Origin of the sequence: Haladaptatus sp. DYF46, from assembly GCF_021083305.1 — an archaeon.
Lineage (GTDB): Archaea > Halobacteriota > Halobacteria > Halobacteriales > Haladaptataceae > Haladaptatus.
In genome coordinates, this window is sequence record NZ_JAJFAY010000001.1 from 11,638 (window position 1) to 31,095 (window position 19,458).

22 protein-coding genes are annotated in these 19,458 nt (G+C 62.4%); 6 read left to right on the forward strand and 16 right to left on the reverse strand.

What is annotated here, in order from left to right; translation table 11 throughout:
- Positions 1–27: 27 nt before the first annotated feature.
- The 8 genes from LJF34_RS00070 to LJF34_RS00105 all read right to left on the reverse strand — a co-directional run bounded on the left by LJF34_RS00070 (position 28) and on the right by LJF34_RS00105 (position 6,974).
- Entirely contained in the window at positions 28–1,689 is a 1,662-nt protein-coding gene (locus LJF34_RS00070; RefSeq protein ID WP_231182596.1) for a tRNA uridine(34) 5-carboxymethylaminomethyl modification radical SAM/GNAT enzyme Elp3, read from the reverse strand.
- A 117-nt stretch (positions 1,690–1,806) separates the two neighbouring features.
- Positions 1,807–3,918 carry an OB-fold nucleic acid binding domain-containing protein gene (locus LJF34_RS00075; RefSeq protein ID WP_231182597.1) on the reverse strand — a complete coding sequence of 704 codons (2,112 nt, stop codon included), beginning with the start codon at positions 3,916–3,918 and terminating at the stop codon, positions 1,807–1,809.
- 312 nt (positions 3,919–4,230) lie between these two features.
- Positions 4,231–4,398, reverse strand: coding sequence for a hypothetical protein (locus tag LJF34_RS00080; RefSeq protein WP_231182598.1), 168 nt, complete (start codon positions 4,396–4,398; stop codon positions 4,231–4,233).
- A 93-nt stretch (positions 4,399–4,491) separates the two neighbouring features.
- Entirely contained in the window at positions 4,492–4,743 is a 252-nt protein-coding gene (locus tag LJF34_RS00085; RefSeq protein ID WP_231182599.1) for a hypothetical protein, read from the reverse strand.
- 108 nt (positions 4,744–4,851) lie between these two features.
- Positions 4,852–5,115: a hypothetical protein gene (locus tag LJF34_RS00090; RefSeq protein WP_231182600.1), complete on the reverse strand. Its 264-nt coding sequence runs from the start codon at positions 5,113–5,115 to the stop codon at positions 4,852–4,854.
- A gap of 28 nt (positions 5,116–5,143) precedes the next feature.
- On the reverse strand, positions 5,144–5,755 hold the full coding sequence (locus tag LJF34_RS00095) for a YIP1 family protein (RefSeq protein ID WP_231182601.1): 612 nt from the start codon (positions 5,753–5,755) through the stop codon (positions 5,144–5,146).
- An 8-nt stretch (positions 5,756–5,763) separates the two neighbouring features.
- Entirely contained in the window at positions 5,764–6,351 is a 588-nt protein-coding gene (locus LJF34_RS00100; RefSeq protein ID WP_231182602.1) for a thymidine kinase, read from the reverse strand.
- 41 nt (positions 6,352–6,392) lie between these two features.
- Positions 6,393–6,974, reverse strand: a complete 582-nt coding sequence (locus LJF34_RS00105) for an NAD(P)H-dependent oxidoreductase (RefSeq protein WP_231182603.1) — start codon at positions 6,972–6,974, stop codon at positions 6,393–6,395.
- 58 nt (positions 6,975–7,032) lie between these two features.
- On the opposite strand from LJF34_RS00105, the gene LJF34_RS00110 reads away from it, so the two are divergent.
- Positions 7,033–7,830, forward strand: coding sequence for a hypothetical protein (locus LJF34_RS00110; protein WP_231182604.1), 798 nt, complete (start codon positions 7,033–7,035; stop codon positions 7,828–7,830).
- A 33-nt stretch (positions 7,831–7,863) separates the two neighbouring features.
- Here the strand turns inward: LJF34_RS00110 and LJF34_RS00115 are convergent, their stop codons facing one another.
- Positions 7,864–8,769, reverse strand: coding sequence for an A/G-specific adenine glycosylase (locus LJF34_RS00115; protein ID WP_231182605.1), 906 nt, complete (start codon positions 8,767–8,769; stop codon positions 7,864–7,866).
- Between the two features lie 146 nt (positions 8,770–8,915).
- Between LJF34_RS00115 and LJF34_RS00120 the strand changes: the two genes are divergently transcribed.
- Together LJF34_RS00120 and LJF34_RS00125 are read left to right on the forward strand one after the other, a co-directional pair.
- Positions 8,916–9,191, forward strand: a complete 276-nt coding sequence (locus LJF34_RS00120) for a hypothetical protein (RefSeq protein ID WP_231182606.1) — start codon at positions 8,916–8,918, stop codon at positions 9,189–9,191.
- Positions 9,192–9,230: 39 nt separating this feature from the next.
- Entirely contained in the window at positions 9,231–9,554 is a 324-nt protein-coding gene (locus tag LJF34_RS00125; protein WP_231182607.1) for a hypothetical protein, read from the forward strand.
- Here the strand turns inward: LJF34_RS00125 and LJF34_RS00130 are convergent.
- Genes LJF34_RS00130 through LJF34_RS00145 form a run of 4 tightly spaced genes read right to left on the reverse strand, consistent with a single transcriptional unit; the run spans position 9,551 to position 13,316 of the window.
- On the reverse strand, positions 9,551–9,913 hold the full coding sequence (locus LJF34_RS00130; protein WP_231182608.1) for a hypothetical protein: 363 nt from the start codon (positions 9,911–9,913) through the stop codon (positions 9,551–9,553). The two genes, LJF34_RS00125 and LJF34_RS00130, sit on opposite strands and share 4 nt — an antisense overlap.
- A gap of 60 nt (positions 9,914–9,973) precedes the next feature.
- The gene (locus LJF34_RS00135; protein ID WP_231182609.1) at positions 9,974–10,636 is read right to left on the reverse strand and encodes a helix-turn-helix domain-containing protein; all 663 of its coding nucleotides are present in this window, start codon (positions 10,634–10,636) and stop codon (positions 9,974–9,976) included.
- Between the two features lie 30 nt (positions 10,637–10,666).
- Entirely contained in the window at positions 10,667–11,998 is a 1,332-nt protein-coding gene (locus tag LJF34_RS00140) for an aminotransferase class III-fold pyridoxal phosphate-dependent enzyme (RefSeq protein ID WP_231182610.1), read from the reverse strand.
- Between the two features lie 46 nt (positions 11,999–12,044).
- Positions 12,045–13,316, reverse strand: coding sequence for an MgtC/SapB family protein (locus LJF34_RS00145; protein WP_231182611.1), 1,272 nt, complete (start codon positions 13,314–13,316; stop codon positions 12,045–12,047).
- 93 nt (positions 13,317–13,409) lie between these two features.
- On the opposite strand from LJF34_RS00145, the gene LJF34_RS00150 reads away from it, so the two are divergent.
- A complete protein-coding gene (locus LJF34_RS00150; RefSeq protein ID WP_231182612.1) occupies positions 13,410–14,642 on the forward strand; it encodes an AI-2E family transporter in 1,233 nt (410 codons plus the stop codon).
- Positions 14,643–14,650: 8 nt separating this feature from the next.
- Here the strand turns inward: LJF34_RS00150 and LJF34_RS00155 are convergent, their stop codons facing one another.
- Positions 14,651–14,923: a helix-turn-helix transcriptional regulator gene (locus LJF34_RS00155; RefSeq protein ID WP_231182613.1), complete on the reverse strand. Its 273-nt coding sequence runs from the start codon at positions 14,921–14,923 to the stop codon at positions 14,651–14,653.
- 116 nt (positions 14,924–15,039) lie between these two features.
- Here LJF34_RS00155 and LJF34_RS00160 point away from each other — a divergent pair, with 116 nt between their 5' ends.
- Both LJF34_RS00160 and LJF34_RS00165 read left to right on the forward strand, forming a co-directional pair.
- A complete protein-coding gene (locus LJF34_RS00160; protein WP_231182614.1) occupies positions 15,040–15,318 on the forward strand; it encodes an amphi-Trp domain-containing protein in 279 nt (92 codons plus the stop codon).
- Between the two features lie 219 nt (positions 15,319–15,537).
- Entirely contained in the window at positions 15,538–17,826 is a 2,289-nt protein-coding gene (locus LJF34_RS00165; RefSeq protein ID WP_231182615.1) for a glycoside hydrolase family 3 N-terminal domain-containing protein, read from the forward strand.
- A 368-nt stretch (positions 17,827–18,194) separates the two neighbouring features.
- Here the strand turns inward: LJF34_RS00165 and LJF34_RS00170 are convergent, their stop codons facing one another.
- Together LJF34_RS00170 and LJF34_RS00175 are read right to left on the reverse strand one after the other, a co-directional pair.
- On the reverse strand, positions 18,195–18,341 hold the full coding sequence (locus tag LJF34_RS00170; RefSeq protein ID WP_231182616.1) for a hypothetical protein: 147 nt from the start codon (positions 18,339–18,341) through the stop codon (positions 18,195–18,197).
- 89 nt (positions 18,342–18,430) lie between these two features.
- A complete protein-coding gene (locus LJF34_RS00175) occupies positions 18,431–19,417 on the reverse strand; it encodes a DUF1028 domain-containing protein (RefSeq protein ID WP_231182617.1) in 987 nt (328 codons plus the stop codon).
- Positions 19,418–19,458 lie beyond the last annotated feature (41 nt).

The window sequence follows — 19,458 nt, forward strand, 5'->3', positions numbered from 1 at the left end:
CTTCGCGCCTCTCGTCGCTCGCGGTCGTCACACCTGCTTGCTAACGTACGGCCCGTCCTGATGATACCCGAGTTTGTTCCTGTAGTACTCGCGCGCGCCGATGCCGGAGATGACGCTCACCTTGTCGTAGCCCGCGTCGGCGGCTATCTCCTCGGCCTTCGCCATCAGCTTTCGTCCGTAGCCTCGGTGTTGGTGTTGGGTGTCCTCGCTCGCCGCTCCGACAGTTACCTCGCTGCCGTAAACGTGGAGTTCGCGGACGACGGCGGCGTCGTCGAGTTCGTGTCGGACCGGGTCGCCGGGGAAGCGAAGCCGACAGAAGCCGAGAAGCAAGTCCTTCTCGAAGTCCTCGAAGCTGATGAAGTGTTCCGTGCCGCCCGCCGCTTCGTAGGTCATCACGTCGAGTTCGACGTTCTCGGGTTCCTCGTCGTTCATGCCGACTTCGCGGCAGCGGATGCAGTCGCACGTCCACCCGTGTTCTTCCATCCGCTGGCGCGCGAGTTGCCTGAGGTTGGACTTCCAGACGCCGCCGTCGATGAAGTCCGCCGGGATGTCGCGCTGGACGCGCTGGAGGCGGACGTACTTCGGAATCATCGACTTGATTTCGGCGACGAGTTCCGCGGCCTCCTCGTTGCGGAGCGGTTCGTACTCGCCCTTGTACCACCAGTCGTAGGTCGCGGTTCCGCGGACGACGAGCGTGGGATAGATTTTGAGGTAGTCCGGCTTCCACTTCTCGTCCTCGAAGATTCGGCGGAAGTCCTCGACGCACATCTCCTTCGACATGCCGGGTTGGCCGGGCATCATGTGAAAGCCGACCTTGAACGCCGAGTCGCGAAGGCGCTGGTTCGCCTCGATTGACGCCTGCGCGCCGTGGCCGCGGTGCATCTCGCGGTTGATGCGCTCGAAAGTGGTCTGCACGCCAACTTCGACCTTCGTGCCGCCCAGGTCGAGCATCCGGTTTATCTGCTCGGGGTCACACCAGTCGGGTTTCGTCTCGAACGTCGTCCCGATGTTGCGGATGTCGCCCGTTTCGTTCTCGGCGATGACGTCCTCCAGATACCGGAACTCGTGTTCGTCGGGAGACTGGGCGAAACTCTCGCCCTCCGCCGGTTCGGGTTCCTTGTTCACGTCGTAGTCGTTCATCGCCTCCAGCGCGCGCTTGACGAACCACTCCTGATAGTCGTGGCTCCGGGCGGTCATCGTCCCGCCCATCAGGATGAGTTCGACCTTGTCGACGGGGTGGCCGATCTGTCGCAGTTGTTCGAGACGGAGCGTGACCTGTCCGTACGGGTCGTAGTCGTTCTGCACGCCGCGCGCCGCCGCCGGTTCGTGACCCGTGTAGCTCTGCGAGGAGGAGAATTCGGACGCGGGACCGCCGGGACAGTAGAGGCATTTCCCGTGCGGGCACTGCTCGGGGCTGGTCATGATGGCGATGGGCGAGACGCCCGACGCGGTTCTGACGGGTTTGCGCCGGAGGACCGTCTCCAGCTCCTCGCGTCGCTCGTCCGGAGCGAAATCGAGAATCTCGGAGTTCTTCGGCACTTTCGGCGACGAGAACTCCGAACAGGCGTCGAGTTTGGCGCTCTCCACATCGTCGCGCTCCACGTCGCCCGCGAGGATACGGTCTATCAGTTCCTCGCAAACCTGCTCGAACGCCTCCGTCTCCGTGGCGTCCGGCGTCTCGGTACTCATTGCTACGTAATCGTCGATTCCGCCGGATAAGCGTGTCGTCTACGACCGATTCCGCGAGGAGTGATGAGGGGGAGGGACGAACCGGGGAAATGAAAAAGGATCCGTGAACCGGCGAGCTCAGTTCAGTTCTGCGCTGACGGCTTCGATGACGGCGTCGAGCGCCTCGTTGCGCTCGCCGCGGAGGAACTCGAACTTGCCGTCCTTCGTACCGACCGGGACGATTCCGGCTTCCGGCGCGCGGTCGCGAACCGAATCCGCGATGTCGCGGACGTTGATGTCGCCGTCGCTTCGGATGTGAACTTCGTCCTCGGCGAGGCCGAGGGTGACGTTCTGGCTACCGGCCTGGCCGGTCATGTCGTGGCGGTGAAGCGCGTCGAGGAGGACCGCCGTGGACGGGAAGTCGAAGCGATGAGTGTAGGCGTCCGTGTCGAGGACGGTGAAGGTGACGCCGTTCGCGCCGCGGACCGTGAGGTTCGGTTCGGCGGTGTCGAGTTCGTTTTCGAGCTTCGTGCGGAACTGCTCGCTGACGTGTTCGGCGAGGTCACGTTTCTCGTGTTCGAAGAGGAGGTCGGTGATGAGTTCGCGCTTGTCCTCGTAGGACTGGTAGTAGGCTTCCAGCGCGACCGCTTCGCGGAGCGCGGTGACGTGATTCTCGTCGTAGCCCGCGTCGTCGGCGAGTTCGACGTATTCGCTCGGCGTGTCCTCCCAGTAACTGACTGCCGGGAGGTGGGAGACGTCGTCGCGCACGTCGGCGTTGACGTGGGCCGCGACGTTCGCGCCGAGGACGCCGACGGTCACGTCGTCGCCCGATTCGCCGAGGTACGGGTTCACGACGCTGTCCGCGGTATCGGCGACGTCGGTGTCCGGGTAGTGCGTGTCGACGACCACGTGGGGTGCGCCGTAGATGTCGAGGAGCGAGAGACCGTCGCTCGATTCGACGGTGCTTCCGGCGTCCACGAGCACGAAGAGGGGGAGTTTCTCCTCGTGGCGCTCGCGGTTGTCGAGCATGATGGTCGCGTCCTTCGTCGCGTCCTCCATGTCGTAGAAACCGTCTTCGAGCGGTCGGCGATCGAAGTAGTGGTACTGGGCGTCGCTTCGTGCGTGTTCGTCGCGCACGAGCGGGAGGACGGCGTGTTCGATGGCCGCTCCGGCGACGTAGCCTTCCGCATTGGCGTTGTGTCGGACGATGATGGGGCGGGATTCGATGACGGCGCGCCGAATCGCACCGGCGGCGTCACGGATGTCGTCCCGAATCGCTTCGACGGCCGAATCGTCGCCGAGGAGGTCGACGTCGGCGGGGCGGGCCTCGTCTTCGAGCGCCTGTGCCAGTCGGTCCTCGACGGTCGTTTTCTCCTCTTCGGTCAGGGCGTCGAGTTGCTCCGTCTCGACTTGGAGTTCGTTGTTTCGGAGTTCGACTTCCCCGGTCAGTCGGGCGATGTCGCCCGTATCGACTTCGGGGTAGGCGCGGACGCCGGCCTCCTTGAAGGCCGCACAGTCCACGACGGCCGTTTCGTCGCGGAGTTCGAACACCGTCGGACCGCTCGTCTGGCTCGTGCTGACGATTTCGCCCTCGATACGGACGCGATCGCCAACTCGGTCGCCGAGCGTCTCGACGGTGACTCGCTCCGGTATCTCGGTCTGGGCGGAAACCGTGGCGCTTCCGACCGCGTTACCGGACCCGTCGGTCGTCGCCGACGGGTCCGACGTGCGTTCGGGCGTGGGTTCGGATTTCGGTTCGGAGGTCGATTCCGACGCGGAGTCGTCGTTCGAATCGGATTCCGAGTCGTCGGCCGCGGACGAGCCTTCGGTTTCCGGTTCTTCCGTCTCCGGTTCTTCGCTCTCGGCGTCCTCGTTCGGCAGGTGAACGTCGGTTCCGTCTTGGATGAGTTTGCCGCGGAACTCGCGTTCGGACTGGCGGATGGACCAACTGAGGTCGATGTTGCCGTTGTCGCGCACGCCGATGACTTCGACGTACACGGTGTCGCCTTGGTCCCAATCCAGACTTTCGAGCCTGCTGTCCAACTCGCTTTTGTGAAGCAGGCCGGTTACGCGGTCACCGATGTCGATGAAGACGCCGAAATCGGCGAAACCGTCGACGGTGCCTTTGTAAAATCGACCGGGAGTGAGCTGTTCAGGGCTGCTACCGTGGAATTCAAAGAGAACGTCCTGCTCGTGGCTCGAACAAATCGGCCCGTCAGCAGGCGTCCCGCAAATGACGCAGTTACCCATTTATACTGGCAAAGAATAGTCCCGGCCTAAAACGGTTGTCGAATTACCGACGCCGTTTTCGGCGCGTCAGGTCGGAATGACCACCCGATCATTCCCGTCTATGAAACACGAATAAATATCTCCTCAGCGACCGAAATTGTAGATAAAATCAACTGTATCGAAAGAATACGAACAGCGAGTCACCGATCATCATATTCGTTGTTTTCTTCACCATTCTACATTCTTCCCCCGAGTGGACGAGACGCGCCGAACGCGCACCGAACGCGCGCCGAACTGACAGTTCGCCCCGATGGAGGACACGCCGAGCGCGAATCAGTAGTAGTAGAACGAGAATTCATCGCCGCAGTGATGGCAGTGAACGAGTTTCCCCTTCAACTGGTCGTCGTCGGAACTCCCTTCGATTCGTTTTCGACGGCTGATCTCCACGTGCGCTGCCGAGCCACAGTGCGGGCAACCAATGCTCATGGCTGACTGGGACATGGCCACGACTTCGGTTGGGGACAGCATAGTTATACTCTCGCTAATCGGATACATGTGACGTCTGATAACATGCGGTAAAGAACGACGAACACGTTACGTCCGTTTTCGGTGGTGGTGACCGAAGAGGAGGGCCACGATGTTCGCGGCCAAGAGAAGCAAAAACGTCTGTAACTGGCCGGGCGTTTCGAGTCCATTGGCGAGGAGGGGAACGTAAAGGAACGGCAGTACGACGGCCGCCCAGAAGCCGATGAAGCGAATCGAGGAGACGAACGAGAAGGAAGACGAGAGACGCGTCTCGTCGTCCTCCGAACCGTCCATCTCGTTTGGGTCGGTGAGGGTGGACATCTCTTCACCCCATGATACAACGTATCACGATATTATTATTGGTCACATAACGAACGGAAAAGAGTCCGTACGGTTCGGCGGGACGACGGATGGCAGTCCCTTCCGTCGCTATTCGAAGACCGGACTGTCGTCTTCAAGTCGTTCGATATCCGTCATTATCTTCCTGACGTCCTCGGGGAACAACGAGACTTGCACTTCGTTGCCGTCCTCGTCCTCGAAGACCAGTTTGACGCGCTTGTCACCGAACTCGCGCGCCTCCGCCGATTCCACGTCGAACAGTTTCGCCGTCGCTTTCTTGTTCGTAGGCCCGACGTTCTTCAACGAACCGTCCTTCAGTTCGACCATAAAATCGTCCAATCGGAGGTTGAGCATACCCTTCGATACGGCGTCCGTCCCTTAATTACCACGGGACGGCGCTCGCCAATCCCGGAACCGTCGCCACGAGGGCACCGAACCCGCCGAACCCGTATCCGAACACGAGGGTGGCCGGAAGCGCACCCACGACCGCTGCGCGGAGATAGGAGGTCTCGTGAACTTCGCGTATGCCGACGACGAGCAACACCGCACCGTACACCGTACAGACCGCCCGCAACGCCGGGAACGGCAGTCCGGCGAGCAGGCACGGTGCGACGGCGTAGCCGATGACCTGCACCGTCTCGCTGATACCGCCACGGCCGGGAACGAACAGCATCAGGATAACCGTCTGGAGCGCCGCCGTCAGGTGGAGGACGGCGGGCGCGACGAACAGTCCGACCAGTACCAGTGCGAGGAGTTCCGTGAGGAGCGGACCTCCCGCGACGGTGCCCACGTCCAAGCCGCCGGTCGCCATTCGCGTGGCGACTTCGATCAGCGTCACGAGGACGCCGAACACCATTCCCGGCGCTTGGTCGCCCGGTGCGACGCCCGTTCGGAAGAAGCGGCGCGGCCGCACGAGGATTTCGACCCACGCGCGGACGATGGCCTGCGGTCCACGGTTGCGCCCACCAGTCGGATCTTCGACCCACTGCGTCACGGTTTCCCCTAGTCACTCCGGAGGGTATGACAGTTCCGACATCGCGCTTCGTAGGACTCCTGTGCCCCGACCAGAATCGTCGGGTCGTCCGCGTGTGCGGGTTCGCCGTCGATGAGTCGCTGGTTTCGCGTCGCGGGTTCGCCGCACGTGGCACAGATTGCCTGTAGCTTCTCGACATACTCGGACAACGCGACGAGTTGCGGAACCGGGTCGAACGGTTCGCCACGGAAGGTCTGGTCGGTGCCGCTGACGACGACGCGTCGTCCGTCCTCCGCGAGGAACTCACAGACCTCGACGAGTTCTGCGGAGAAGAAGTTGGCCTCGTCGATGGCGACGACCTGTTCGCCGTTCAGCCCCTTCGGGATTTCCCACACGCCGTCGTCGTCCGGTTCGACGACGATCGCTTCCCACGAACTGCCGTCGTGCGAACCGATGGTGTCGTCGCCGTATCGGTCGTCCAGCGCGGGTTTGAACACCGCCACCTCTTGCCCCGCAATCTCCGCGCGCCGAAGCCGTCGAAGCAGTTCCTCGGTCTTCCCGGAGAACATACAGCCGGTGATGACCTCGACCCACCCGCTGTTCGTTATTTTGTGCATGCTCGAATGGCGCTCAATCCGACGGCAAAAGGGTTGCTCATTCAATCGACTGCGCCGATATTTTCCCCGCTTTCGAAACTCGCCGGGCAGGCCTCGATGTGCGAATACCGGACGATCTGCCGCCCGAGCGCCACGACGCGGGCTTCCAACTCCGCGTCCGTGAACGCGCCGTTCATCACCGCGCTGTGCGAACTCGGCACCGCGGCCTCGTAGGGGAGCACCCACGCGTCGAGCGACCGACAGACCGACCGGAGGTGGTCCATCGCCGTGACCGGAAACCGGCCGCCCGCCACCGCGAGGAGACCCACCGTCTTGCCCTCGAACTCGTCGAAGCCACAGTAGTCGAGGGCCGTCTTCAGCGGCGAGGAGTACGACCCGTGGTACACCGGCGTCCCGAGAAGCACTGCGTCCGCCTCGCGCACGCGACGTTTCAGTTCGAGGGAGTCGCCCGCACTCCGGTCACTGGGGTCGAACATCGGTAAATCGAACTCGCGCAAGTCGAGGAGTTCGCCCGTTCCGCCGGCCTCCTCCACGCCGACGAGCGCGGTTTCCAGCGCGAACCGCGTGGTGCTCTCCTCGCCGAGACTGCCGCAAATCGCTACGACGCGTGGTCGGTTCGTCATGGGTTGACATGAGTGCGGAACGCGAATATAGCTGCGCAACTGACAGTCGGCCGTAACGATGTCCGCCCCCGACTTCGAGGCGTTTCCGATCACGCACGAACTGCTCGCGAAGTCCGCAGCGTATCACGAGGCGACCGCTACGATCTTGTCGCTCGTACTTCGCCGTGCATCCACGGGTTTCGTCCGAATCGAGCACGATCAGTTGGAAGAAACGTTCGAAGACACCCCGCGCTGTCGGGAGACGTGGAAGGCGGTTCGCGATTCACTTTCGTGGGCGGAGGATGCCCAAGGAGGTGCGTGGTATCGCGGCGACCTTCCCGAAACTGCGGGCGAATTCGAGCGGTTGTGGTCGCTTTCTGACGGTCTGTGCGGTGTCCACTTCGTCAACGAAATCGCACTCCACGACGAAGACGGGTGGCTGTTCTACGCCGTCCCGCATCACACCTACTGTTGGCTCCGTGACTCGGGAGGGGTCTTCATCGGCGACGTTGACGACGCGTTAGCGAGTCAACGAGCCTGCGTTCTGCCGGAGGGAACGAGCGTCGAATGGAGACGAGATGGCCGAAACTATTCCATCTCGGGCACGTCGCTCTGTGTCGAAAGCGGGCGTCTTCGAACCAGCGATTGTTACGGATTGGCGAACCTCGATGCCGTGCACGGGAACGAGACGACACGGACCCTCTCACTCGTGTGGCGTCCCGACCCGATACCGGGTCTCGTCGGACGGGTGTTGATGGGTGCGATGTCTCTGGTGTACAATCCACCCGAACAGCTAGAGTTCGAGGACGAGCAAACCTTTCGGAAGATTCGGTCGGTTCTCCGGGAAATCATCGATAAGCGCGAACCTGTCGCCTGATAAACGCGGCTCTACCGCCGGAGTCCTGCGACCCTATCGCCTGAGCCGCGCGACCCACTCGTCTCGCTCCTCCAACTCCACCAACCCATCCCCCTCCAAATCCGAACACAACTCGCGGAGCCACTCCTCGCCGAAATCGCCGCCGTAATCGATTCGCACGCGCGGGCCGAGTTTCGAGAGCGGGAGTTCGTCGTACTCCTTTAGAATCGAGATGACGCGCCCGCGCATCTGTCGCCGCGACCCTTCGAATTTGGGTTGCGTGGGAACGTCCGGGGCCGTGAAGTCTCCCGTCTCGTAGGCGTGACACCATTCGCGCCACGGGCATCCCGCGGTGTCGCAGGAGGGCGTCTTCTCGCAGGCCACCCCGCCGAGTTCCATGACGGCGTTGTTCCAGACGCGCGATTCCCCCTCGGGCATGAGTTCACGTGCGGCCGCCTCGAAGGAGGCATCGTCGTCGGGCACGTCGAACGCGCGGTAGAGGACGCGTTTCACGTTGGTATCGACCACGGCGTTCCCGTTGTTGAACGCGAAGGAGGCGACGGCGTTCGCGGTGTACGGCCCGACGCCCTGCAAGTTCTGGAGTTCCTCGGGTGTCTCCGGGAACGCGCCGTCGTACTCGGAGACGACTTGGTTCGCCGCCTCGTGGAGGTACTTCGCGCGGTTGTTGTAGCCCAAACTGTGACCGGTCCAGAACCCGACGACGTCCGAGCGGTCCGCCTCGGCCAGCGCGGCGGCGTCCGGCCACCGGTCGAGGAACGCCTCCCACGCCGTGACGACGCGCCCGAGTTGCGTCTGCTGGCTCATCACCTCGGAGACGAGGATGGCGTACGGGTCGTCCGTCTCGCGCCACGGGAACGTCCGGTGGTCCGACTCGTACCACGAAACGAGTGCGTCGCGTACCGCGTCGATGTCGGAAATCGACCACGCCGTGTCGGTCATCGGTGACGATTCGGACGGCGGAGGTTTACGAATAGCGGTTTCGGAAAACGAACCGGTCCCACCGCTGTCATGCGTTTCACGACAATATTTAGCACACCAGAGTGCAATCTGAAGGCTTATTGCACGGTCGTTTCAATGTTCGCAAGATGCACGTACGGCCCTCCACCTTGTTCCTCATCGGCGTCGTCATCATCGTCGTTCCGGCGGCACCGCTCGTCTTCGCCCGCGGGCCGTCGGTGTGGCTGGCGCTGGGTGGTGCGTTCATGCTCGCCGGCATCGGTCGGTCGCTCCAGGAGAGTCGTGGGAATCGGTCCGCGTGTGAGTCGAGTCCCGACTCGTATCACTACATCATCTGTCCGAACTGCGATGTCCGCAACTTCGCCAGCAGAGACGTGTGCCGAACCTGCGGTGAGCGGTTCTAGAACGAAAGCGGTTTCCGACTCCCGGCCGACCTCACGGCAATGAGTTTAGACGATTTGACGGAGGACGTACAGGCCACTTATTCGTCGCTCGACGAGGAATTTTCCGTCTCGCTCGACCGTGAAACGCGCAACGAACTCGCCATGTTGGGAACCGCATTCGACACCGACGACCCCGAGGAGATAGTCCGTCGTGCGGTTCACCTGCTCTTTCGGACGACAGTGGACTCGGGGAACCTCGATTTCCACCTCAGGAGCGGGTACGACGTGACCTACGACGAGTTCCTCTCGGGCATGACGTTCGAGGAGATGACGGGTGCAGATCAGTTCCCGCAGCGCGACGACGAGCGCCGATATCAGTTCTAACGGGCGAGTCGGACCGTCCCGTCGTCCCGATTCCATCGAACCGCTCCGAGCGCATCGAGTTTCGGGAGGTGTGTATGATGGAGGGCCGTTTCCGCGCGGTCCCTGTCGTGTTCGATACCTGTCGCAGCGAGGTAGTCAGCCAGTTCCGTGACGGTGACTTCTCGGTCGATTTCGTACAGGTACGCGAGGACTTCCCGGCGTGCGTCGGCCGAAAGCGCCTCGTGTAACTCCGGTGGGATGCGCAGGAGAACCCCCAACCCAAAGGTCTTCGCCGCATCATCGAACGTCGCCATCGGCGGTTTCGGTTTCGGTGTCGCTGTTGCCCTTCCCGGCCGTCGTCTATCGTTTGTTTCCACCATCGTATCCTCGAACAACGGTGTCGTGAGAATAGGAATACTGCCTGTTATTACAGACCGCTTTTACGGTACCCCGGGTTCGTTCCCGTCCGCTTCGAGGAGTACCGCTTCGAGGACGCTTCCCGTCCCGCGCCTGACGCGCTCGGACACGGATTGTTGTGTGACGCCGATTTCGTCGGCGAGTTCGGTCAGCGTCACGCCGCGTGGCACGTCGAAATAACCCTTTTCGAGCGCCAACACGAGCGTTTCGCGTTGTTCCGGCGTCAGTCCGAACTCCTCTCGCTCCGCCCCGATATCGGTCGCGACCCGGTCCAGGGTGTAGCGGATGTCGTGGGCCACGCAGTAGTCGTGAAACTCGGACAGTGCGCCGTGATCGGGAAAGCGAAGTCGAAACCGCCAGAGTCTGTCGCCCGTGGCTTCGAGGATGGTCGCACCGACCGCCGCGATTCCGTGAATGAAACTCTCGACCTCCTCGCTCCACTCGACTCGGTAGAGAACGCGCCCTTTCATTCGATCCAACGCGACGAGGTTCTGCACGTTGGGATTTCCGCGCACGTCCGCCTCGAACGTCTCGGAGTCGGGTCCGATAGCCCAGAAGAAGGGGAGGACCTGTCGTGAGGACGGAACGACACGCTCCAGTTCGACGTGAACATCGGCGTCGGTACGGAGGGCAGTTCCGAGAACGAACTCGTCACCGGAAATCGACAGGTCGGCCGTGACGCTCATGCTAGGAAAACGTCGCGGACGGATATAGCGTTACGCGACGCCCTCGATGGCGTCGAGGAGGAGATTGACGCCGAGGTCGATCTCGCGCTCGGTCACGTCGAGCGGCGGGAGGAGACGGAGCGTCTTGTAGCCACACCCGAGCGTGAGGAGGCCGCGTTCGAGTGCGGCGTCCACGACGGCCTCGCGTCGGTCCTTCGTGTCGAATTCGACGGCGAGCATCAGTCCCCGGCCGCGAACGTCCACGAGCGACTCCGGCGAGGCGTCGGCGATGAGTTCGCGCGCCTGCCGGCCGCGCTCCTCGGCGTTCGAGAGGAGGTCGTGTTCGTGAATCGCGTCGATGGTGAGTACGCCCTGGAGCGACGAGAGAACGTCGCCTGCGCCCCACGTCGAGGAGAGTCGGCCCTTCTCCTCGGGGAACACGTCCGAGCGCGAGATGGTTGCGCCGACGCGGAGGGCTTTCGCGCTGGTGATGACGTCAGGTTGCAGGTCGAAGTGATCCACCGCCCACATCTCTCCCGTCCGACCCATGCCGGACTGGATTTCGTCCGCGATAATCGTGATATCGTAGGTGTCCTGAATCTCGCCGATGTCACGGATGAACTCGTCGTTCGGGACGCGGTAGCCACCCTCTCCCTGCACGGGTTCGAGGATGATGTAGGAGACCTCTTCGGGGTCGATGACGCCTTGATCGGGGTCGAGTTTGTCGGCGATGACGTTGCCGCCGGGACCGTTCGTCTTCCACCCACAGTTGCACTCGCCCGCACAGGAACAGTAGGGAACGCTCACGATGCCCGGAATTTCGGGATAGCCCTTGCGGTGGGCGACTTTCGAGCGATTGAGCGAGAGCGCGCCGAGCGTCCGCCCGTGGAACGCGCCGTCGAAGTTGAACGCGCGGTGGCCGCCGCGGCTGTAGCTTATTTTGATGGCGTTTTCGATGGCCTCTGCGCCGGAGTTCGACAGAAAGACCATGTCCATATCGTAGTGGCTCGTCACGTCCACGAGTCGTTCCATCAGTTGTGTCGGACCGGGGAATTCGGGGTCCTCCGGTGGCCACCCGCCAGACGCATAGAAGTCCTGTCCGGCGATTTTCGTCGGGTCGGGGAGGGGAAACTCGTCGAGTTTGTCCTTGATTTTGGGGTTGTTGTATCCTAGGGGGGCGGCGGCGACGTGGCTGGTGAAATCGAGGAGAACGTTGCCGTCGACGTCGGTACAAAACGGACCTTCCGCATCCTCGGTCAGGTCCCACACGAAATCGTATACGTAGGTCGTCGGGGCGGCGAACTGGTGGTGATAGTCTGCCCATTCCCGTGCTTTTTGGCCCGGCATCTCCCGAACCCGTGGCTCCGCCGTTTCTCGGTCCATGTAGCGGGTACGGATAGCCCCGCTTTAAAAAATTCGTTATAGTACCTCACATCACGGCGAAGAGCGCGGCGACCCCCGACCCGGCGAGCAGGACCGTACTCCAAACCGCGATTCGGTAGGCGAACTTCCTGTTCGGGGCGGAAATCGTCAGCGCCGCTTTGACGAGGATGCTCGATCCCGTCGCGAGCAGGATACCGAAGACGGCCGTCTGTTGGCTCACGTTGCCGCCGCTGTAGAGCGTCACCGCGGACGCCGTCACGCCCGCGCTCGAAACGAGTCCCGAGAGGAGCGCGGTGAGGTAGAACCCCGTCTGGCCGAACTGGCTCTTCGCCACCGCGCCGCCGACCACGACGAGGAGGAAGATGACGCCGAACCCGAGGGCGTTTCGGAGCGAAAACGGGCTTTCGAGGTCGATGTCCATCTGCTGGGACCAGTCGGCGGAGTAGGCCGCGATTGCGACGCTGCCGACGATGATGGTTCCCAGCGGGATGATGGCTCCGTACAGCGTCTTGTCCGGGTTGCCGACGGTGAACGCCAACGCGATGACGAGGTTTCGGAGCGCCATCGCGGCGTCGGCGAGGAGGATGGCGGCGACGCCGTAACTCGCGGCCTCGGGTTGCTGGCGAACGTGATCGAGCATCGTGCCGACCACGGCAGTCGAGGAAGCCAATCCACCGAAAAAGCCGGTGACTGCGATCCCTCGTCCGCCGTACGTCTCGACGACCGCGTAGTTCGCGATGCCGATTGCGGCGACGGTCACGACCATCAGCCAGATGAGCCGTGGACTCAACGTGATGCCACCGAAGGTGACTTCGCCGCGCGGGAGAAGCGGGTAGATGACGAACGCGAGGATGGCGAACTCCCCGGCGGAGCGCAGTTCCTCCCGGGATAGCCCCCACGCGAACGAGTGCAGTTCGCGCTTCAACACGAGGAGGAGCGACGAGACGACGGCGACTGTGACGCCGACGAGGATGTAGCCCTCCGCGACCAGCACGCCGACGCCGAACGTCACGAGCATCGAGACGGACGTGGTGAGCGAGAGACCGGTGTCCTCGTCGTCGTCCATCAGGCCCTGCACCGCGAGCAAAATCCCTTGCACGATGACGAGCAGACCACCCAAGGCGAGCAACACGTCCTTGTCGATGATGGTGAACGCCGCGCCGAGCAGGCTGATGAGCGTAAACGTTCGAATCCCGGCGGATTTCTGGGACCATTCGCGCTCCAATCCGAGGAAGAGCCCGAGCGCTCCGGCGACTGCGATACGGGTGACATCGCTTTCCAACGTGGCCGACGCGAGGAGGGAATCTACTCCGGGCACTCCACGTACTACGGCCGTAATCGGTTAAAAGGGTTGTTGCTATCTGTCTGTCGGGCGCGAAATCTTTAAGCCCAGCCCGCAAACTTCTGTTGTATGGTCTCCGGATTGAACATTGACAAATCACGGGCGGCGTGGTGGGCCGGTGGCGGGATGCTCGGCCTCGCGGCGCTGTTCGTTATTTATTCGTTCATCGGGACGTTCGTCTTCGGTCTGTTTCTCTACTATGCGACGCGGCCCGTCTACCGTCGGCTTCAGCAGCGGGTTCGCCCGCGAAGCCTCGCCGCCGCCGTCGCGTTACTCGTCCTCGCCCTCCCCGCGATTTTGCTCGTCTCGTACACGCTCCTCATCGCGTTTCACGAACTCACGACGGTCGCACAGACGGCCAACCTTGGTACCCTTCCAGAGCCGATACGGCAGTACGGTGACTTCTCCAAACTCGTCCAGAATCCCGAGCAACTCCTCGAAAACGGGAACAACACGAAGCTCATCGAACAGGCGTTCGGTTCGACGTTCAAATACCTCGCCTTCGTCGGGAACGGAGCCCTCCACCTGTTCGTGATGATCGCCATCGCGTTCTACCTCCTCCGCGACGACCACAAACTCTCGCGGTGGTTTCACCGGACGTTCGCCGACAGCGGCGGCGTCCTCGAAGCGTACGTCCACCACGTCGATTCGGACTTCAACAGCATCTTCTTCGGCAACATACTCAACGCGTTCATGACGGGAACCATCGGGGCCATCTCCTACAACCTCCTCGACATGATAGCCCCGCCCGGGTTGGGGATTCCGTACCCGACTGTCATCGGACTGCTGACGGGCGTCGCCAGCCTGATTCCGGTCGTCGGGATGAAACTCGTCTACTTCCCCGTGACCGGCGTCATCAGCGCGGAGGCCTTGATGACCCGCGACCCCGGCATCCTCTGGTTCCCCGTGGTATTCGCGCTCGTTTCGCTCGTGATCGTGGACACCATCCCGGACCTCGTTTTACGGCCGTACGTTTCGGGGCGCAACCTCCACGTCGGGATGGTCATGCTCGCGTACATCTTCGGCCCCCTGTTGTTCGGGTGGTACGGCATCTTCCTCGGGCCGATGATACTCGTCCTCGTCGTTCACTTCGTGAAAATCGTGCTGCCGGAACTCATCACCGGGAGCCCCATCGAACCGTGGGCGGTCGACCCGACGTATCTACGGAACGGAACGGAGTATCCGCAACCGCCGCACGACCCGACGGAATCGGCGGGATCGGTCGATGCAACCTCGCCGGTTCCGGACGAGGAGATGACCGTTCGGTCCCCGACACCGACCGACGGCGACGACGCCGACTGACGACCCGTTCAATCGATGAACCGTGCTTCCCACGCGCGGCGTTCCTCGATGTGTTTTTCGCCGTGTGCGGTCAATGTGTAGTAGTTCGTTCGCTCGTCACGCTTGCCTTTCTCCACGAGTCCCTCGTCGACGAGTGCATCGAGGTTGGGGTAGAGTCGCCCGTGATGTACCTCCGTGTCGTAGTAGTTCTCGAGATCCTCCTGAATCGCGAGTCCGTGTGGTTCGCCGTGCCCGGCGATGACGTACAGTATGTCCCGCTGAAATCCCGTCAACTCGTGCATGGTTAATATAGTTGACGTGTCTGGTTGCAATAAGAATATTGGTTCCGACAGTTTCGACGGGCATCTCGTCTCCGTGGTGCCTCGTACTTATCACCGTCCGCGTCGTTTCTAGTGACATGCCCGAAGAAGTCCTGTTCGAAACCGAAGAAGATCGAAGCCGTAGCGAAATCGCCAACTACCTTCGTGCCGTCGCAGACAAACTCGACGAAGGCGAGTCGATAACGCTGAATGCGGGGAGTCAGTCGGTGACGCTCGACCCGCCGAACCGTCCGTCGTTCGAGGTGAAGGCGGAACGCGAGAGTTCGTCGTCCGGTCGAAACGAACTCAGCGTCGAGTTCGAACTCGAATGGAAGGAAGGCCAAGACGACACGGACGGAACGCTCGAAATCGAATAATTCGAAATCCGCCGTGTTCGTCCGGTTCGGCGCTCATCAGAGTCGCTGGGAACACCCGTCCGGCCCCGCTGTCGCGTCGGTACCCTCGAAAATCGTTTTTCGCGTTCTACGATGACTTGTAGATCGGCCGCATCCATTTCAAATTCAAATCTATTCAATAATAATTTGTATCGGATAGAGAAAAAATCTTAACCCCTTCCTTTTCTCAGACTTTGGGGCATGCGAAAGGATACCACAAGCGGTTCATCGCGGCGTGATTTCATGCAACAGTCGGGTGGAATCGCGCTGACGGCGGCGCTCGCTAGCTACCTCGGCGAATCGGCCATCGCGACGGCGCAGACGACGCCCAGCGACCGGGTGACGAACCTCGTCGACGAGATGACGCTCGAAGAGAAGGTCGGACAGATGACACAGATGGCCGCGAGCGAGGTTTCGAGCGAAAATCCGGCCGAGGCGCTCCGGAAGTACAAGCCGGGGTCGCTGATGTACCTGCCCTCGTTCGATCCCGAGGAGGTCGCACGCGAGAGCGACGTGCGGCAGAAAGCGATGGTCGAGGACACTCGCCTCGGGGTTCCGTTCGTCTACGGTATCGACTCGGTCCACGGGAACAACAACATCGAGGGAGCGACCATCTTCCCGCACAACCACGGCGTCGGGGCGACGTGGGACGCGGACGCCGCCGAGGAGATGGCGTCGATAACGAGTCGAACGATGCGCGTCACGGGGACCCACTGGAACTTCTCTCCCGTCGCGGACCTCCAGCGCGATCCGCGTTGGGGTCGCTTTTACGAGGGATTCAGCGAGGACCCGTATCTGGCGTCCCGGTTGGTCGCCTCGAAGGTCCGCGGCTACGAGGAGGAGACGAACGGCTACAAGCGAACCGGGGCCAGCGTCAAACACTTCGCCGGATACTCGGCACCGGAGAACGGGAACGACAGGACCTCGGCCCTGTTGCCGTACCGGACGTTCGTGAGCACGTTCCTCCCTCCGTACGGCGCGGGTATCACGGCGGGAGCGGAGACGGTGATGGTCAACAGCGGATCGTTGAACGGCGTTCCCGCACACGCGTCGAAGGAACTCCTCACGGACATCCTCCGCGACCAACTCGGCTTCGAGGGGATGGTCGTCACCGACTGGCACGACTTCTATCGGATGATAAAGGTCCACGGGTTCGCGGAGGACCTGAAGGAGGCGACCCGATTGGGCATCAACGCGGGTATCGACATGTACATGGTCCCGGCGGCGGGCATCGAGGGCGACGACGCCGAGGGCTACCAGCAACGGCTCATCGAACTCGTGGACGAGGGGAGCGTCTCGATGGAACGCATCGACGACGCGGTGACGAACGTCCTCGCGTTCAAGGAGAACCTCGGGTTGTTCGAGAACCCCTACGCCGAACCCTCGAAGGTCGAGGACGTCGTCTCCGAAGGTCGTGACCTCGCGCGGGACGTGGCAACGGAATCGATGACCCTGCTCACCAACGACGGAACGCTTCCGCTCGGGTCCGACGCGGGGTCGATTCTCGTCACCGGACCGAGCGCCGACAGCGTGGCGAACCAGATGGGTGGCTGGTCGCTCGGGTGGCAGGGCGTCGGCGACACGGAGCCACCGGCGACCACGGTTCTCGACGGCATTTCCGAGGCAGCGTCCGGGGCGTCCGTCACGCACGTTCCGACCGGCCTCCACGAGTTCTCGAACGAGGAGTCGGTCCGCGACGCGGCGGAGTGCGCCGATGTGGTCGTGGCGGTCCTCGGCGAGGGACCGTACGCGGAGGAACAGGGCGACACCGACACGCTCGCCCTTCCGGACGCACAACGGCGACTCGTAAAGACGGTGGCGGAGATGGACACCCCGACGGTGGGCGTCATCATGGCCGGTCGTCCGCGCGGAACGTCGGTGTTCGATCATCTCTCGGCGTCGCTGATGGCCTACCTTCCGGGAACCGCGGCGGGACCGGCGGTCGCCGCGACGCTGTTCGGCGACGCCAACCCGAGCGGTCGGTTGCCGTTCACGTGGCCGACGGGGACCGGGCAACTCCCCAACGTCCACAACAATTTCCCGCCGGACGAGTTCAACGCGGAGGGCAACACCGACCCGCCACGGTCGCACGAGACGCCGCTGTTCCCGTTCGGACACGGGATGAGTTACACCGAGTTCGAGTACAGCGACCTCGAAATCAGCCCGACGGAACTGCCACAGAAGGCGGCGACGGACGACGTCACCGTCTCCGTTACGGTGCAGAACACGGGCGATACGGCGGGCGAGACGGTCGTCCCGGTTTACGGCGGTCGCGAACACGGCGAAGTCATGTATCCGCAGGAAGTCGTCGTCGGTTTCGAGCGCGTTTCCCTCGACGCCGGCGAGACCGCCCGCGTCGACGTTCGCTCGACGGTGCTCCCGCTCGCCAACGTCCTCGGCGACGTGTTCTCCCGCGGCGAACTGGTCGTCGATACCGGCGACTACTGGCTTTCGGTCGGCGACATGACCGAATCGCTCTCGGTCGTCTGACCGGCCGGTTCGTCGTCCAGCAGTAGTCCCCCGTCACTTCCCGTCTTCTCATCGGTTCGCGTCCGAAATATCGTCCGATAACGACGTCTCTCGTGGGGCAAGTAGGATGGGTACGGAGCATGTGGAATGGGCATTATTAAACACTGCGCGTGCGCTTGTCGCCTTACAGAAAGCAGTCGCTCGTTGATTGATTTTCGAAAGGAAAGCGGAACACGCGGGGGCGAAAAGACCCCGCGTACCGCTTGCCGCCCTGAATTGGTCCCCGCTGACGCTTCGGCCCTCCAAAGCGAAGCGTCAACTGCAACAATACGGTGTAATGACTTAAAGGTAACGATTTCGATAACTGCCGTTGACTGGCTGGAAAAAAGTCAGATGTACTCCTCCTCCAGCGTCCACCCCAACGCCCGCTTGTAATGCGTGAACATCTCGCGGATTCCCTGATGGTTCATTTCGTCGCTTTCGAGCTGTTCTTTGAGGAACTCGTACTGCTCTCGTATCTCCTCTTCGTCGCGCATATCGTATCGGTTCGTGATTCTGTGGGTTATGTATGTCGGCGCGAGTACGGGCGTAAGCTGAATCTCCGGCGGTCGGTCGACTTCGCCCGCTACTTTCGGTCGAGGCGGGACAAGCCATGCCAGAGCGCATCGACCATCCGCTCCTCGCCGTCCCCGTCGGCGTCGTCCCATCCGCGGGCGAGGGCGTCCTCCAGCACGGGGATCGAGTGGTTCTCGAAGTTGTTCATGCCGCGGAAGTCTTCGAGCGCGCCGCGTTCGCCCTCGCCGAACGTCGCCGACGGCGTGCCGTCGAACAGTCCGAGTTCGACCAGCGTTTCGGACACACGTTCCGCCGTGTCGCCGGTCAACTCCTGCGTTTCGTCGGCTTCCTCGCGTTCCAGCAGGGTCACGTCGTAGATTTTGAAGATTCGTTCCAGTTCGTCGATGGGTTTCTCGTGGTCGTCCACGCGAACGTCCACCCAGCGGTCGTTTCGTCCCTCGTACCCGCCCTCCGGCTTGGCGATGTACAGCGCGGCGCTCTGCTCGCCGCGTTTGTCGCCACCGGCGTCGTTGCCCGCGTGGAGCGCTCCGATGAGTCGTTCCGGCAGGCCACCCTCGGATTCCTCGAAGGTTTCCGCCATCGCTTCGAGCGTTTCGCGGTTTTCGAGGATGTTTCCCTGTACGGTGTAGTGGTCGCCTTGGATGTCGCCCGCGTAGTCGAAACAATCCACACCCGTGAACGCCGCGATGGTTTCGCCCTCCTCGTCCGACCCCTCGGAGATGCCTTGGTCGCGCATGGCGACCGGCGATTTCACGACGCCGACTTGGCGCGATTCGAACTCGGGGTCCGCACCGGTGAGTTCCATCACGACCTCCTTCGCGGACTTCCCCCGTCGGAGAAGATCGTGTCCGTCCGGGCCGTATGCGACGTTGGCAAAGCTCTGCGTGGCGATTGCCCCCGCATCCGCGCTGACGAACGGGACGACGCTCCCGACGCTGATGAACTTCGATTGGACGGCGACGCCGACGGCGTCCTGTTCGGGGTCACGCGCGACGATGGAGAACGTGGACGGTCGCGGCGTTGCTGGTCGTGTCATACGCGGGACGAGGGAGTCCACCGCGAAAAGCGTTCACCACT

Excerpts from the sequence above, each read along its gene's own strand:
- LJF34_RS00140 (WP_231182610.1), bottom strand. The coding sequence starts at position 11,998 with ATGGACCGAGAAACGGCGGAGCCACGGGTTCGGGAGATGCCGGGCCAA.
- LJF34_RS00110 (WP_231182604.1), top strand. The coding sequence starts at position 7,033 with ATGTCCGCCCCCGACTTCGAGGCGTTTCCGATCACGCACGAACTGCTC.
- LJF34_RS00170 (WP_231182616.1), bottom strand. The coding sequence starts at position 18,341 with ATGCGCGACGAAGAGGAGATACGAGAGCAGTACGAGTTCCTCAAAGAA.
- LJF34_RS00175 (WP_231182617.1), bottom strand. The coding sequence starts at position 19,417 with ATGACACGACCAGCAACGCCGCGACCGTCCACGTTCTCCATCGTCGCG.
- LJF34_RS00090 (WP_231182600.1), bottom strand. The coding sequence starts at position 5,115 with ATGCTCAACCTCCGATTGGACGATTTTATGGTCGAACTGAAGGACGGT.
- LJF34_RS00125 (WP_231182607.1), top strand. The coding sequence starts at position 9,231 with ATGAGTTTAGACGATTTGACGGAGGACGTACAGGCCACTTATTCGTCG.
- LJF34_RS00115 (WP_231182605.1), bottom strand. The coding sequence starts at position 8,769 with ATGACCGACACGGCGTGGTCGATTTCCGACATCGACGCGGTACGCGAC.
- LJF34_RS00085 (WP_231182599.1), bottom strand. The coding sequence starts at position 4,743 with ATGTCCACCCTCACCGACCCAAACGAGATGGACGGTTCGGAGGACGAC.
- LJF34_RS00155 (WP_231182613.1), bottom strand. The coding sequence starts at position 14,923 with ATGCACGAGTTGACGGGATTTCAGCGGGACATACTGTACGTCATCGCC.
- LJF34_RS00100 (WP_231182602.1), bottom strand. The coding sequence starts at position 6,351 with ATGCACAAAATAACGAACAGCGGGTGGGTCGAGGTCATCACCGGCTGT.
- LJF34_RS00070 (WP_231182596.1), bottom strand. The coding sequence starts at position 1,689 with ATGAGTACCGAGACGCCGGACGCCACGGAGACGGAGGCGTTCGAGCAG.
- LJF34_RS00120 (WP_231182606.1), top strand. The coding sequence starts at position 8,916 with ATGCACGTACGGCCCTCCACCTTGTTCCTCATCGGCGTCGTCATCATC.
- LJF34_RS00130 (WP_231182608.1), bottom strand. The coding sequence starts at position 9,913 with ATGGTGGAAACAAACGATAGACGACGGCCGGGAAGGGCAACAGCGACA.
- LJF34_RS00135 (WP_231182609.1), bottom strand. The coding sequence starts at position 10,636 with ATGAGCGTCACGGCCGACCTGTCGATTTCCGGTGACGAGTTCGTTCTC.
- LJF34_RS00075 (WP_231182597.1), bottom strand. The coding sequence starts at position 3,918 with ATGGGTAACTGCGTCATTTGCGGGACGCCTGCTGACGGGCCGATTTGT.
- LJF34_RS00080 (WP_231182598.1), bottom strand. The coding sequence starts at position 4,398 with ATGTCCCAGTCAGCCATGAGCATTGGTTGCCCGCACTGTGGCTCGGCA.
- LJF34_RS00105 (WP_231182603.1), bottom strand. The coding sequence starts at position 6,974 with ATGACGAACCGACCACGCGTCGTAGCGATTTGCGGCAGTCTCGGCGAG.
- LJF34_RS00160 (WP_231182614.1), top strand. The coding sequence starts at position 15,040 with ATGCCCGAAGAAGTCCTGTTCGAAACCGAAGAAGATCGAAGCCGTAGC.
- LJF34_RS00150 (WP_231182612.1), top strand. The coding sequence starts at position 13,410 with ATGGTCTCCGGATTGAACATTGACAAATCACGGGCGGCGTGGTGGGCC.
- LJF34_RS00165 (WP_231182615.1), top strand. The coding sequence starts at position 15,538 with ATGCGAAAGGATACCACAAGCGGTTCATCGCGGCGTGATTTCATGCAA.